This window comes from Chryseobacterium sp. G0201, from assembly GCF_003815655.1.
Taxonomy (GTDB): domain Bacteria; phylum Bacteroidota; class Bacteroidia; order Flavobacteriales; family Weeksellaceae; genus Chryseobacterium.
Genome location: NZ_CP033917.1, coordinates 471875 through 485548 on the forward strand (window position 1 = coordinate 471875; position 13674 = coordinate 485548).

Consider the following 13674-nt stretch of genomic DNA (forward strand, 5'->3'; position numbering starts at 1 on the left):
AATTTTAATATTATCAATTGATTTACTAATCATTAGTTACTAATTTATACCTTTTTTTAAGATATAAACTGGCTTTTACCAATAAAATTAAGACTGGAACTTCTACCAAAGGACCAATTACCCCGACAAAAGCTTGAGCCGAATGTATCCCAAACACAGCGATACTAACCGCAATAGCCAATTCAAAATTATTTCCTGTTGCTGTAAAAGCAATTGAAACATTTTTGTCGTAAGGAACTTTCAAAGATTTATTGATAAAAAAGCTGATGAAAAACATCAATACAAAATAAATCATCAATGGAATAGCAACTTTTACAACATCCATTGGTAATTCTATTATTTGATCACCTTTTAAACTAAACATCAACACAATAGTAAATAGTAGCGCATACAAAGTAATTGGTGAAATTGCAGGAATAAATTTTCGGTTATACCACTCTCTCCCTTTTGATCTTGTGAGAAAATATCGAGTTAAAAAACCTGCTAAGAAAGGAATTCCTAAATAAATCAATACACTTTCCGTTACATCCCCTATCGAAACAGAAACATTAAAATTCCCCAATCCTAACTTTTGTGGAAGTATATTAATGAACAGCCAAACTAAAAAACTGTAAGATATGATTTGAAAAATACTATTCAAAGCAATCAACAGAGCTGCATATTCCCGGTTTCCTTTCGCCAAATCATTCCAAACAATAACCATCGCAATGCACCTTGCCAAGCCGATAAGGATCAATCCTATCATAAAATCTGGCTCATTTTTAAGGAAAATAACTGCTAAGGAAAACATTAAAACAGGACCAACAATCCAGTTTAATATCAGCGAAATAGATATCACTTTTTTATCCTTAAAAACTTGTGGTAATAATGAATAATCTACTTTTGCCAATGGCGGATACATCATTAATATCAACCCAATGGCTAAAGGTATATTGGTTGTACCCGCAGAAAGTGAGTTGTTAATCTCAGAAATCGCAGGAAAAAAATACCCCAATCCTACTCCGATGAGCATTGCCAGAAAAATCCAAAGCGTTAAATATCTGTCCAGAAATTTTAATTCAGTTTTCATTTTTATTTATTTATTTATTTATTTTAGAGAAAACATAAAACATTTCCACCGCTATTTGTAAGCTTCTCTCTTGGTATATTTTAGTTTGCTCCATTGTGTTATCTGCTATTTTTGGATCATCAAATGTAATAGGAATACGTTTTTCAGCTCCCGGAATAAAAGGACAACCGCCATCTGCTTGTGAACACGTCATAATAGCGGCAAAATCACTGACCGGATTAAAAATATCATCATATTTTTTAGAAAATCCAATAATTGGTAAAGCGTTTTCATCATATTTTATGGCATATATCGGATTTTCATTTTCACTTAATTTCCAACTTTCAAAACCTGCATTTGCCAAGGTTTCTATGATTTTAGGAAACAAAGCCGTTGTTTCTGTTCCTCCAGAATAGCAGTTTACACAAGGAATATTAAAATGTGCCGATGCCGTTTGTGCCCAAATTTGCGCCAAATGACTTCTGCGCGAATTGTGAGTACAAATAAAATTGATGTTAATTGGCTTCTGATCTTTTACTTTTTGCTGTATAAAATCAATCAATGGCTGTAAGATGATTTTTCTTTCTTCATTGATTTCTTTAGTAAGAATTTCTTCTATAAATTCTGATAACTTAGCATTCATATCATTTATTTAAAAAATTAACAACAGCCTGAATTGGGTGTACAACAAGAATCCTGATTATTTTTTAGTTCACTCAAATTTATTTTTTGCTTTTCCTGAGGAATTCCGCAAACTTCCTGAGCTAAACAAGCTGTTACTTTATTTTTAAGGATAAAATTCTTTCCATTAAAATCAAGATCATATTTTCCGATGGTTGCATCTTGATATTCCACTTCGATCTCAAAATTTCCGATTCCTAATTTTTCTTCTGAAAGATTGATGATATGCAAAAGTTTTCCGGGCTTTAAACGATGTTCAAAATCATCGGCATCCCAAAGCTGAAAATTTACTCTTTCTTCTTTTCTTATGGTACCGCCGCAATCTATAAAGCTTTTGGTCGCCATTCCGATTTCTGTGACATGGAAATGTTCAGGGATAAACGTCCCGTTTTCCAATTGAAATTCTACATTTTCTAATGATGGTAGAATATTTTTAATTTGTTCTAAAGTCATTTTTTTATATATTTTAAATTGTTAAATTGCAATATTACGATAAAATTGTTCAAAAAATTTTTAACAGCAGTTTTGCTTTTTTACAGTAGAAATAATATTCGAGAAATAAGTATTTAAAACTTCGAAAGCTTTATCATCAATACAGTAGCAAATCTTGTTTCCTTCAATATTACCTTTAATCAAACCTGCGTTTTTAAGTTCTTTCAAATGTTGAGAAACTGTTGGTTGAGCAAGTGGTAATTCGTTGACAATATCTCCACAGATACATTCATTTACTTTCAATAAATATTCTATAATAGCTATTCTCGCAGGATGTCCCAAAGCTTTTGCAATGGTCGCGATCTGGTTTTGTTGTTCAGTAAAAAAATCTGTTTTAGTAGCACCCATTTTATGGTTATTTTATATCGCAATATTACGATAATAAATAAAACCGGCAAATATTTTTCGATCTTTTAACAAAAAAATCCTTGCTGAATTTACAACAAGGACTCAAAAAATATAATATAATTAAAACTGTTCATCCACCAATTCTTTATTCACCATCGCTCCGGCAAAATTCCCTTGAGCAATTGCATTTGAAACGGAACGCATCATTGTAACGTTATCTCCGCAGGCATAAACTCCGTAAATATTTGTTTTTTGAAAAGGATCAACTTTAATAAATCCTTGTTCTGTTATTTCACAGCCAAGATCATCTGATACATTTATATTCTGCTGAAATGGAATTTTTGCATACAACGCTTTCAGCAAAAATTCTTCTCCGTTCTTGAAAGTTAATTTTTGAATTTGTCCGTCTTCATGAGTTATTTCTTCAATTTCATTTTCATTAACGTTGATGCTTTTATCTTTTAATTTTTGAGTTTGCTCTTCACTTAAACTTGATTTTCCGTTGGTAAATAATGTTAAGTCTTTTGTCCAGTTCAATATCATTTTTGAAAATTCAAAAGCTATATCTCCGTTGGCAAAAATTCCGGTAGTTTCATTTTTAACTTCATATCCATGACAATACGGGCAATGCAAAACAGAAATTCCCCAACATTCACTAAATCCAGGAATATTAGGTTTAATATCTTGAATTCCGCTTGCGATAATCAGTTTTTTAGCATTAAATATTTCACCTTTTTTAGTTTCAACTTCAAATCCATCATTTAGTGTAGCAGTTTTCACCACTACTCCATCATGAAATTTTACTGTATCATATTTCTCGACTTGTTCTCTCGCAATCGTGCTTATTTCTTTTGGAGGTCTCCCGTCCTGAGTCAGAAAATTATGAGAATGCGGCGTTTGTCTGTTACAAGGTTTTCCACTATCGATAATTAAAACATTTCTCAAAGATCTTCCTAAAGCCATCCCCGCCGAAAGTCCGGCATAGCTTCCTCCTATAATGATGACATCAAAGTTTTTCATATTGCTTGTTGCTTGTTGCTTGTTGCTTGTTGCTTGTTGCTTGTTGCTTGTTGCTTGTTGCTTGTTGCTTGTTGCTTGTTGCTTGTTGCAAATGTAAAACAAATTTTCATTAATGCGACAAAATCGCAATAATATTTTATATATTTGTATATGCTTAAGAGAAATACAAAAACAAAACAGCTGATCTTGGATTCTATAAAGAATTCAAAATCAGCGGTTAGTCAGGATATTTTATTAAAAGAATTAGGAGATGAAGTAGATAGAGCTACTATTTACAGAGTGCTAAACAGCTTCTGTGACGACGGAATTGTGCATAAAATTTTAAGCGATGACGGGAAATATTATTTTGCTTTCTGTGTCAACTGTTCTGAAAAAGCACATCAACATAATCACTTTCATTTCAGATGTTTAAGCTGTGGAAAAATTGAATGTATTCCCAATGAGATTGAGGTGAAATTACCGGCTGGTTATCAATCTGTCAACTTTAACGGATTTATTTCAGGGTATTGCGCGAATTGTTCTTAATTAACTGTTTTAAACAACTTTATCATTTTCCTTTTCTTAGTTGAGATTCTTCATTCCGCTACACTCCATTCTGAATGACAAAAACACTGTAAAATTTGCTCTTCAATTGAAAATTTCATGTGAGTTTTAAACAAAAAAAATCCCGAAAAAATTTCGGGACTTCAGATAAAAGTATCTAGTTAGTTTATTATTTTTTGTCTTTCTTTTCTTTAAGCTCTTCCTTGTCTTTGTCAGACGGATTCCAAACTTTCACTTCAGAATTTTTATCAATTCCTGAAAGAACCTGAACGTTGATTCCATCACTAGCTCCCAACTTTACATACACTTTTTTAAATGAACCGTTAGCTTGTTTTACCTCAACAAAAGGAACGTCTTTACCATTTTTCTTTTCATATTGAATTAAAGATTCATCCAACAATAAAGCATTTTTCTGAGAACTTAGAACAATCTCTCCGTTGGCAGAGAAACCTGCTCTGATGTAATCATTATTTGGGTTTGTAACATCGCCTTCAACAGGGAATTTTATCGTTCCGTTGGTATCTTTCCCTTTTGGAGCGATCATCGTCAGCTTTCCGGGGAATGTTTTATTCTGTAAAGCACCAATTACGATTTTCATATCCATTCCTTGCTTTAATTTTCCAGCCTGAGCTTCATCAATTTCACCTTGAAAAATCAGTGAATTAAGATCTGCAATAGAACAAATCGTTGTCCCGGCGTTGAATGAGTTGGCTTCAATTACCTGACTTCCCACTTTCACAGGAACTTCAAGAACTGTTCCCGCAGCTTTAGAACGAATCTGAGTCGTTGCAAAACCCTGTAATTCCGGAGTAGCACCTGTTTTTACAATCTGTAATCTCTTCTGAGCCGTCACCAATTGCTGGTTAGCATTTTTAAGATTCTGCTGTTGCGTATATAATTGCTGTTGAGAATTAAGATATTCCTGCTTAGAAATAACGCCTTGCTTATACAATCTCTCTTGCATTGCAAACTGCTTTTGCATGTTATCAACATTCATTTTAGAGTTACTGATCTGAAGTTGAGAATTTTGAACTTCCTGCTGTGCATTGTTCACATCACTAACGCTAGGAATAATTCTTACCGTTGCGATAAGCTGACCTGCAGTTACTCTATCTCCTTCATCCACTAAAATTTTGTCGATGATCCCTGCAATATTCGGTTTGATCTCAATTTCTTCTTTCGGAACAATTTTCCCTGTTGCCATCACTTTATCATCCATATTCTGGATGGTAGGTTTACGCGTAAGGAAAGCCTCACTTTCTTTAGAATTGGACTTTACAAGGTAACCAATCCCTGAGAATAATGCCACTGCAAATAAAAGCCCCAAGAATATATAAATGGCTTTTTTCCAAGTGAATTTCTTTTTCATATATCTAGTTTATTTTTTAATATTGAATAGTTTTTATTTATTAAAAGCTTACATGATTTAAAAATTATAGTCTGAAAAATTCATGGCTCATAATTTTTAAGTCAAAACTTTTACTCTGATCTTAATGCTTCAATTGGTCTGATTTTCACAGCTCTCTGTGCCGGAATCATCCCGATAATTAATCCTAAAATTACCATTACCGCCATTGCTCCAAATACGTTTCCGTAGTTTACTGTCGGGTTATAGAATGGAAATTCATCCTGTCCCTGAGTCGCCATATTCAGAATGATTAAAACAAAAATTCCGAAAATAAACCCGAGTAATCCAGAGGACAGCGTTATAACAACACTTTCAAGCAAAATTTGATTTCTAACTTCCGAAGGTTTTGCTCCTAATGCTCTTCTGATCCCAATTTCTTTTGTTCTTTCTTTTACTGTAATTAATAGGATGTTTGAAATAGCAATTACACCAGCAAGAATGGTTAATGAACCTACAATTATGGTTAACAACTGCATTCCGGTTAAGAAACCTGTCAGTTTTTTAAACTCTTTTCCAAGGTTAAAACTTCCAAAAGCGTTTGTATCTTCCGGTGAAACTTTATTTTTAGCCTTTAAAGCCAGCTTTACCTGTTCTTCCACCTCATTTACATTGGCGTTAGGTTTACTAACAATCGCAAACATATCGATGTTATCTCCCGCATTGTACATTTTTGTGTAGGTAGAAAGAGGAATAAAAACGGTTTGGTCATTTTCAAACCCACCTCCTTTTTTCACTCGGAAAACTCCAATTACATTAAAGAAAATCCCTTTAACATTGATAGATTTCCCAATCGGGTTTTCATTCTTTTTAGAATCGAAAAAGTTCTTGTAAACTTCTTCTCCAATTACTACTACATTTTTATTTCCTGAAACGTCTGCGTCATTAATATATCTTCCAAAAATCAGTTTTTTCTCAGATATTTTATTTCCTATCGGATAATCTCCTGTAAGAGAATAGGTTGCATTTTTTCCGTTTCTGGACATTGATTCTCCCGGAGTTCCCGTAAAACTTCCTCTTGCATTTTGTGGAGAGATATAATCAATTTCCGAGATTTTATTTTTAAGCATCTGAATATCCGGAAGATTAAGATGTACCTGTCTTCCTTTCGGGAAACCTTCATAAGGAATATTCGTGTTTTGTGCCCAAAGGAAAATAGAATTCGTCGCAAATCCTGAGAACACTTTATCAAAACCGTTCTCCATTCCTTTCGCTGCTCCCAACAGACTCACGTATAAAAACATGCCCCATCCCACTCCGATCATGGTAAGGAATGTTCGAAGCTTATTATTCTTCAATGAATAATAAATTTCCTGCCAGGTATCCTTTTTAAATAAGATGTTCACTTTTATTAATTATGAGTTATAAATTATAAATGATGAATGATTTTAATTCAATTACAAATCATCAATTTTTCAAATTATTCTGTTCTTAATGCTTCAATAGGTCGGATTCTCGAGGCTCTGTACGCCGGAACAAATCCAGCAATTAATCCTGAAAAAACAAGAGCAATAAATGCCATTATGATCGTTCCCCAACCTACGCTCGGGCTTTTTATGAAATATTCTTCAAGACTATCACCAATAAGATGTAAAGCCAAAACTCCTACTCCAACTCCTACAAAACCTGAAACTACGGTTATTACAACACTTTCCTGAACGATCAAAGCAACAATACTTCTGGGTTTTGCACCAATCGCTTTTCTTACTCCGATTTCTTTGGTTCTTTCTTTTACGATGTAAACCATGATGTTACTGATTCCAATAATTCCTGCCAGCAAAGTTCCCAATCCGATAAATGTTACAATAGCGGTAATTACTGCCATGAAAGTAAATGTATCACTCATGTTCTTCGCATTATTCCGTACGCGAACTCCATTTTCGTCATCCGGGGAAACATTTTTTCTAGCTTTTAATCTATCTTGTAGCTCATCACCATATTTTATAGCTTCCTGAGGAGATAATTTGTCATTATAGGCAATAAATACAGTACTCACGGTATCTGAGCCCTTTTTCATTTGTTGCAGTGTAGTGATGGGAACCGAAATATGTCTTTCATCCCAGTCACCTCCGTCATCAGAGAATACTCCGATCACTTTAAACATGGTTCCATTGATATCCAAATCTTTTCCTACAGGGCTTCCATTTTTAATCAAATCCCTTTGAACCATTCTACCGATTACCGCTACATTTTGTTTTCTGGCTAAATCTGCAGAATTAAGATAACGGCCTTCAAGCATTTTACGGTTTTCGATATATTTTTCTTCGGCATCTGTTCCGTTCACTTGGTAAGTTCCACTCTCTTTACCATATTTCACCAATAAACTTGATTGATATCTTGGAGTAGCTTCTCCTACTTTTTCTTTATCAGAATTAACAAGAAAATCATAGTCATCATTGTTCATCGTCACCGTTCTATCCGACTGCAGACCTTTATAAGCAATAGTCGTTTTCCCTGTAAAAATAGTAATCAGATTTTGAGCATCTCTCGCAAAACCCTCTGTAAAGGCATTTTGCAATCCTGTACCAATTCCGAAAAGAACTATGAAGATAAATAATCCCAAAGCCACCGTAAATCCCGAAAGCACCGTCCGCAATACATTACTGCGAATAGAACTGAATATTTCCTGCCAACGATCTAAGTCGAACATATATTTTTGGTTTGAAGCGGGAAGATTGAAGTTTGAAGTTTTCAAACTTACCGCATATTTTTTACTTAATTTTTAGACTTCCAGCCTCCTTCTTCAAGCTTCCAGCTATAAAACAATCTGCTTTATAAACTCATCACTTTCAATAATTCCGTCTTTTAAAATGACATTTCTTTTTGTCTGTGCTGCAACATCTGGTTCGTGGGTTACAACTATGATTGTTTTTCCTTCATTATTAATGTCCTGAAGAAGTTTCATAATATCATGCGTTGTTTTAGAATCTAATGCTCCCGTTGGCTCATCGGCCAAAACAATTTTAGGATTGGTGATCAAAGCTCTTGCGATGGCAACTCTTTGTTTCTGTCCTCCGGAAAGTTCATTAGGAAGGTGGTTTGCCCACTGAGCAAGACCTACTTTCTCCAAATATTCCATTGCTTTTTGGTTACGCTCTTTTCTTGGAACGTTTTGATAGTATAAAGGAAGGGCAACATTATCCAATGCCGTTTTATATCCAATAAGATTAAAAGACTGGAAAATAAAACCTAAAAATTTACTTCTATACTCCGCAGCTTTTATTTCAGATAAATGTTCGATCGGCACACTATCCAATTCATAAGTCCCTGAATCTTTTTCATCCAGAATACCAATAATATTAAGGAGTGTAGATTTTCCGGAACCGGAACTTCCCATAATAGAAACAAACTCGCCCTCGGAAATATTAAGATTAATACCCTTGAGAACGTGCAACTTGCTTTTTCCTGTATCGTATGATTTATGTAGATCCTGAATTACTAACATTAAGTGATGTATGTTTTATATCCTAATAAGTAGAAGTAAATTTCAATTTGTTACAAGAATAAAAATTTATTCAAATAATTTAGCGTTTAACTATTTTCTATTTTGTTTATAGGTATTTACGATAAAGTGTTTAACTGTAACTCGGCAATTTTATTTATTTTTGCTGAATAATAGTGTATAAGCCAATATCAGAGCAAGTTTCATGTAAATGTGGAAAACTTTTAAGGTTAAAAGTCAACCAATTAGTATTTGCCTCTTTTAAAATCAGTTCTTTTTTTCGACCTTTGTGCTTCGCACGTAACAAGAAATATGCGAATCGTTAGGTGAATAACTTTTAAATATAAGCTTCAAATAATCAGAACGTTAAATATTTCTTGAATCTTATCCACAGTGATCTAATTATTTTAATTTTAAAGACATTTTAATATGGGAATTTTTGATAAAAGAGTAAGCTATAAACCATTTGAATACCCTGAGGTTCTTCAATTTGTAGAGGCAATCAACAAATCGTTTTGGGTACATTCGGAAGTGGATTTTACCGCAGATGTTCAGGATTTTCATTCACAATTGGAACCGCACGAAAAACATGCTGTAAAAAATGCGCTTTTGGCCATTGCACAGATCGAGGTGTCTGTAAAGACATTCTGGGGAAACCTATACAACCACATGCCAAAACCTGAATTAAATGGTCTTGGAGCTACTTTTGCAGAATGCGAATTCCGTCATTCTGAAGCTTATTCCCGTTTGGTAGAAGTGTTAGGATATAGCGAAGAATTCTCTAATGTTATAGAAATTCCTGCTGTAAAAAAGAGAATCGATTTCTTATCAAACGTTCTTAAGCACGCAAATTCTACAACACCGAAAGAATATGTTTCTTCTCTTCTATTATTCAGTATCCTGATTGAAAATGTTTCGCTTTTCTCACAATTTGCGATCATCCTTTCTTTCACAAGATTTAAAGGATACATGAAAAATGTTTCTAATATCATCGCTTGGACTTCTATTGATGAGCAGATTCACGCGAATGCAGGAATTTATTTAATCAACAAAATTCGCGAAGAGCAACCAGATTTATTAACTGATTCTGATATTGAAGATATTTATACTTTAGTTGATCAGTCTGTAGAACTAGAAGGCGAAATTATTGACTGGATTTTTGAATTAGGAGAATTAAGTTTCTTCTCAAAAGAAGATCTTTTAAACTTCATGAAATACCGTGTTGATGATAGTTTAAAGAAAATCAACATGGATACCCGTTACAATATTACTCCGGAACAATACCGTCCAATGAAATGGTTTGAAGAAGAGGTTTTCGCAAACTCTATGGATGATTTCTTTGCAAAAAGACCTGTAGATTATACAAAACACGATAAGAGTATTACGGCGAATGATCTTTTCTAAATTTGAGATTCTGAATTTTGGATAAAGAGCACGAGCGAAGCGAGCGTCAAAGCAGATAGTATTAGCGATGTCATGCTGAGCCTGTCGAAGCATCTAAAATTTTAAACCATTAAGAAGTTAAAATTATTAAGAGATTGCTTCGTTCCTCGCAAAGACAAGCAGATTTAAATATCAAACAAAAAAAATAATGATCAACGTAATTGTATCTTACACTGTAAATCCCGATTTTGTTTCAGAAAACAAGGTCAATATTCAAAAATTTTTGAATGATTTTAAAAATTTAGATCAAAAAACATTTGAATATAAAGTTTATGTAAAAGAAGACGGCGTTACCTTTGTTCATTATTCAAATTATATCAATGAAGCGGTTCAGCATGAGGTTTTGAATGTACCATCTTTTAAAGAATTTCAAAGATTAAGAGATGAAAGCGGACTGAACGGTTCTCATAAAGTAGAAATTTTACAATCAATATAAACAACACAAAATTTCCGGGTAATAAAACAAACCCAGAAGTTTGAAAACATACAAACATCTATGGAAGAGCAAAATTCAAATATATGGTGGCTCAATGAAGAGTCTGAGCAAATGCTTAACAGAGGATATCTGTTGAAAGGAGAAACTGTAGACGGAGCTATCGACAGAATCACCATGGCTGCTGCAAAAAAATTATACAAGCCGGAATTACAAGCCGCTTTCAAGGAAATGATCACAAAAGGATGGATCAGTTTCTCTTCTCCTGTTTGGGCAAACATGGGAACACAGAGAGGTCTTCCAATCTCTTGTTTTAACGTTCACATTCCGGACAGTATTGAAGGAATTACCCACAAAATGGGTGAAGTGATCATGCAGACAAAAATTGGTGGTGGAACTTCAGGTTACTTCGGAGAACTTCGTAACAGAGGGACTGCAGTAACTGATAACGGAAAATCTTCAGGAGCTGTTTCTTTCATGAAATTGTTTGATACAGCAATGGATGTAGTTTCTCAAGGCGGAGTAAGGAGAGGTGCTTTTGCAGCTTATTTGGATATCGACCACGGAGATATTGAAGAATTTTTATCAATTAAAGATATCGGAAGCCCGATCCAAAACCTATTTACAGGAATCTGTGTTCCGGATTACTGGATGCAGGATATGATCGACGGAGATATGGATAAACGTAAGATCTGGGCGAGAGTATTGGAAAGCCGTCAACAAAAAGGACTTCCTTACATTTTCTTTACAGATAACGTTAACAGAAATAAACCTCAGGTTTACAAAGACTTAGGAATGACTGTAAATGCAAGTAACCTTTGTTCTGAAATCATGCTTCCTTCTACAAGAGAAGAATCTTTCATTTGCTGTTTATCTTCTATGAACTTAGAATTGTATGACGAATGGAAAGATACAGATGCTGTAAAACTGGCTGTTTATTTCTTGGATGCAGTTTTAACTGAATTTATCGAAAAAACAGAAGGAAACTATTACCTACAAGGAGCTAGAAACTTCGCATTGCGTCACAGAGCACTTGGTTTGGGAGTTTTAGGATACCATTCTTATTTACAGAAAAATATGATTCCGTTTGAAAGTTTTGAGGCGACTCAATTCAATGCGAGAGCATTCAAACATATCAAAGAGCAGGCAGAAACAGCTTCAAGAGAATTAGCAAACATCTACGGAGAACCGGAATTATTAAAAGGTTACGGTTTGAGAAATACCACAACAATGGCGATCGCTCCTACGACTTCAAGTTCTGCAATTTTAGGACAAACTTCTCCTGGAATTGAGCCTTTCGCTTCTAACTATTACAAAGCTGGTTTGGCTAAAGGAAACTTTATGCGTAAGAACAAATATTTAGCTAAATTATTAGAAGAAAAAGGTCTAGACAACGAGGAAACTTGGAGAACGATCATGTTAAACCACGGTTCTGTTCAGCATTTAGCTGAATTAACTGACGAAGAGAAAGCAGTATTCAAAACATTTAAAGAAATCTCTCCGATGGAGATCATTTCTCAGGCTGCTCAGAGACAACAGTATATTGACCAAGCTCAATCATTGAACTTACAGATTCCTTCTACAATGCCTGTAAAAGATGTAAATTACCTTTACATCGAAGCATGGAAAAAAGGAGTTAAGACGTTGTATTATCAAAGAAGTTCATCAGTTTCTAAAGAAATGATGGTAAATTTTGTTTCATGTTCAGCTTGCGAAGCATAGGATACAAGTAATAAATTTCAGCATATTATTCATAAAAGCACGTTTTTTAGCGTGCTTTTTTTCGTGTTTTTAAATTTTAATAAAAATTTAATATAGCATTCATAAATGTTTATTTTTCGTTTATCTTCGATTAATACTACAAATATTCAATCAACACTCTCCAAATGGTGATATTTACTGAATAAATCATTGATTTTCAATTAAGACTATTCTTTATTTTTTTATATTTTTGCAGCTCACAACACAATAAAAATTATTTCATTCTAACGTTATGATAAAAAATATCAACGTAGATAAAGTCATTCCATTGATTTTATTAACATCGTTCTACGGTATTACCGCTCAAGTAAAAATTTCAAATTCCTCAGGTACAATTAACACCGAAAGTGTTTTACATCTCGAAAGTACCCCCAACGACAAAGGTCTTTTATTAACAAGAATTACATTACAGGCTACTAATTTAGCAGCTCCTCTCGCTTCACATTCTGCAGGAATGATTGTTTACAATACAGCAACAGCAGGAACTTCGCCTAATAATGTAACACCCGGTCTTTACTATAACAATGGCACAGCTTGGGTAAAATTATCTACAAAAAAACCTCAGGTTGGAGATATTAAAAACGGTTTCCAAAGTGCTGATCATAATGGATGGTATCTTTTAAATGGAAGAACAGTATCTACATTAGCCGTAAATCCTAGAGCGAGGGCTTCTGCTTTAGGCTTTTCTGTAGTTTTACCTGATGCAACCGACAGATATTTAAAAAATACAAGTGGAAGCGACAATATAGGAACTGCTTCCGGAAGCGATACATTTACTTTAGCACAAGCTAATTTGCCCAATGTAACGTTCACAGGAACGACTAATACAACAGGAAGTCATACGCATACTTATACAGATAATCCGGCAAACTCAGTTACAAATGGTGTGGCAGCAGGAACTAACAATCCTGTTTCTGATGCAGCAAGTGTAAACGACACAACTTTCAGCTCGGGAGCACATACGCACTCTCTGAGTTTTACATTAGGAAGCAGCCAGGCTGTAAGTTTAAAACCAGACAACATCATCACTAACGTATTTATCTATTTAGGAAACTAAT

Annotated in this window: 14 protein-coding genes; 5 read left to right on the forward strand and 9 right to left on the reverse strand. The window is 34.1% G+C overall.

The window, feature by feature from the left end:
- Positions 1-25: 25 nt before the first annotated feature.
- The 5 genes from arsB to EG348_RS02080 all read right to left on the reverse strand — a co-directional run bounded on the left by arsB (position 26) and on the right by EG348_RS02080 (position 3589).
- Positions 26-1069: an ACR3 family arsenite efflux transporter gene (gene arsB, locus EG348_RS02060; RefSeq protein WP_123980233.1), complete on the reverse strand. Its 1044-nt coding sequence runs from the start codon at positions 1067-1069 to the stop codon at positions 26-28.
- A 10-nt stretch (positions 1070-1079) separates the two neighbouring features.
- A complete protein-coding gene (locus EG348_RS02065) occupies positions 1080-1691 on the reverse strand; it encodes a low molecular weight phosphatase family protein (protein ID WP_123980235.1) in 612 nt (203 codons plus the stop codon).
- 17 nt (positions 1692-1708) lie between these two features.
- Positions 1709-2182 (reverse strand): DUF6428 family protein, encoded by a 474-nt coding sequence (locus EG348_RS02070; RefSeq protein ID WP_123980237.1) that lies wholly within the window; start codon positions 2180-2182, stop codon positions 1709-1711.
- A gap of 60 nt (positions 2183-2242) precedes the next feature.
- Positions 2243-2569: an ArsR/SmtB family transcription factor gene (locus EG348_RS02075; protein ID WP_054510322.1), complete on the reverse strand. Its 327-nt coding sequence runs from the start codon at positions 2567-2569 to the stop codon at positions 2243-2245.
- A gap of 120 nt (positions 2570-2689) precedes the next feature.
- The gene (locus EG348_RS02080; protein ID WP_123984998.1) at positions 2690-3589 is read right to left on the reverse strand and encodes an NAD(P)/FAD-dependent oxidoreductase; all 900 of its coding nucleotides are present in this window, start codon (positions 3587-3589) and stop codon (positions 2690-2692) included.
- Positions 3590-3739: 150 nt separating this feature from the next.
- On the opposite strand from EG348_RS02080, the gene EG348_RS02085 reads away from it, so the two are divergent.
- Positions 3740-4114 (forward strand): Fur family transcriptional regulator, encoded by a 375-nt coding sequence (locus EG348_RS02085; protein ID WP_123980239.1) that lies wholly within the window; start codon positions 3740-3742, stop codon positions 4112-4114.
- 187 nt (positions 4115-4301) lie between these two features.
- On the opposite strand, the gene EG348_RS02090 is transcribed toward EG348_RS02085, so the two are convergent.
- The 4 genes from EG348_RS02090 to EG348_RS02105 all read right to left on the reverse strand — a co-directional run bounded on the left by EG348_RS02090 (position 4302) and on the right by EG348_RS02105 (position 8982).
- Positions 4302-5501, reverse strand: a complete 1200-nt coding sequence (locus EG348_RS02090; RefSeq protein ID WP_123980241.1) for an efflux RND transporter periplasmic adaptor subunit — start codon at positions 5499-5501, stop codon at positions 4302-4304.
- A 110-nt stretch (positions 5502-5611) separates the two neighbouring features.
- Positions 5612-6883, reverse strand: a complete 1272-nt coding sequence (locus EG348_RS02095) for an ABC transporter permease (protein WP_123980243.1) — start codon at positions 6881-6883, stop codon at positions 5612-5614.
- A gap of 74 nt (positions 6884-6957) precedes the next feature.
- Positions 6958-8187: an ABC transporter permease gene (locus EG348_RS02100; protein WP_123980245.1), complete on the reverse strand. Its 1230-nt coding sequence runs from the start codon at positions 8185-8187 to the stop codon at positions 6958-6960.
- Positions 8188-8292: 105 nt separating this feature from the next.
- Positions 8293-8982: an ABC transporter ATP-binding protein gene (locus EG348_RS02105; RefSeq protein WP_072407967.1), complete on the reverse strand. Its 690-nt coding sequence runs from the start codon at positions 8980-8982 to the stop codon at positions 8293-8295.
- Between the two features lie 426 nt (positions 8983-9408).
- On the opposite strand from EG348_RS02105, the gene EG348_RS02110 reads away from it, so the two are divergent.
- From EG348_RS02110 to EG348_RS02125, 4 genes are all read left to right on the forward strand, one after another.
- The gene (locus EG348_RS02110; protein WP_054510330.1) at positions 9409-10383 is read left to right on the forward strand and encodes a ribonucleotide-diphosphate reductase subunit beta; all 975 of its coding nucleotides are present in this window, start codon (positions 9409-9411) and stop codon (positions 10381-10383) included.
- A gap of 187 nt (positions 10384-10570) precedes the next feature.
- The gene (locus EG348_RS02115; protein WP_123980247.1) at positions 10571-10858 is read left to right on the forward strand and encodes a hypothetical protein; all 288 of its coding nucleotides are present in this window, start codon (positions 10571-10573) and stop codon (positions 10856-10858) included.
- Between the two features lie 60 nt (positions 10859-10918).
- Entirely contained in the window at positions 10919-12577 is a 1659-nt protein-coding gene (locus EG348_RS02120; RefSeq protein ID WP_123980249.1) for a ribonucleoside-diphosphate reductase subunit alpha, read from the forward strand.
- Between the two features lie 271 nt (positions 12578-12848).
- Positions 12849-13673 carry a hypothetical protein gene (locus EG348_RS02125; RefSeq protein WP_123980251.1) on the forward strand — a complete coding sequence of 275 codons (825 nt, stop codon included), beginning with the start codon at positions 12849-12851 and terminating at the stop codon, positions 13671-13673.
- Position 13674: the final 1 nt, after the last annotated feature.

What these genes read in the sequence shown, in the direction of transcription:
- EG348_RS02080 (WP_123984998.1), bottom strand. Translation starts at nt 3,589, where the DNA reads ATGAAAAACTTTGATGTCATCATTATAGGAGGAAGCTATGCCGGACTT.
- EG348_RS02105 (WP_072407967.1), bottom strand. Translation starts at nt 8,982, where the DNA reads ATGTTAGTAATTCAGGATCTACATAAATCATACGATACAGGAAAAAGC.
- EG348_RS02065 (WP_123980235.1), bottom strand. Translation starts at nt 1,691, where the DNA reads ATGAATGCTAAGTTATCAGAATTTATAGAAGAAATTCTTACTAAAGAA.
- EG348_RS02085 (WP_123980239.1), top strand. Translation starts at nt 3,740, where the DNA reads ATGCTTAAGAGAAATACAAAAACAAAACAGCTGATCTTGGATTCTATA.
- arsB (WP_123980233.1), bottom strand. Translation starts at nt 1,069, where the DNA reads ATGAAAACTGAATTAAAATTTCTGGACAGATATTTAACGCTTTGGATT.
- EG348_RS02125 (WP_123980251.1), top strand. Translation starts at nt 12,849, where the DNA reads ATGATAAAAAATATCAACGTAGATAAAGTCATTCCATTGATTTTATTA.
- EG348_RS02110 (WP_054510330.1), top strand. Translation starts at nt 9,409, where the DNA reads ATGGGAATTTTTGATAAAAGAGTAAGCTATAAACCATTTGAATACCCT.
- EG348_RS02090 (WP_123980241.1), bottom strand. Translation starts at nt 5,501, where the DNA reads ATGAAAAAGAAATTCACTTGGAAAAAAGCCATTTATATATTCTTGGGG.
- EG348_RS02120 (WP_123980249.1), top strand. Translation starts at nt 10,919, where the DNA reads ATGGAAGAGCAAAATTCAAATATATGGTGGCTCAATGAAGAGTCTGAG.
- EG348_RS02070 (WP_123980237.1), bottom strand. Translation starts at nt 2,182, where the DNA reads ATGACTTTAGAACAAATTAAAAATATTCTACCATCATTAGAAAATGTA.
- EG348_RS02075 (WP_054510322.1), bottom strand. Translation starts at nt 2,569, where the DNA reads ATGGGTGCTACTAAAACAGATTTTTTTACTGAACAACAAAACCAGATC.
- EG348_RS02100 (WP_123980245.1), bottom strand. Translation starts at nt 8,187, where the DNA reads ATGTTCGACTTAGATCGTTGGCAGGAAATATTCAGTTCTATTCGCAGT.
- EG348_RS02115 (WP_123980247.1), top strand. Translation starts at nt 10,571, where the DNA reads ATGATCAACGTAATTGTATCTTACACTGTAAATCCCGATTTTGTTTCA.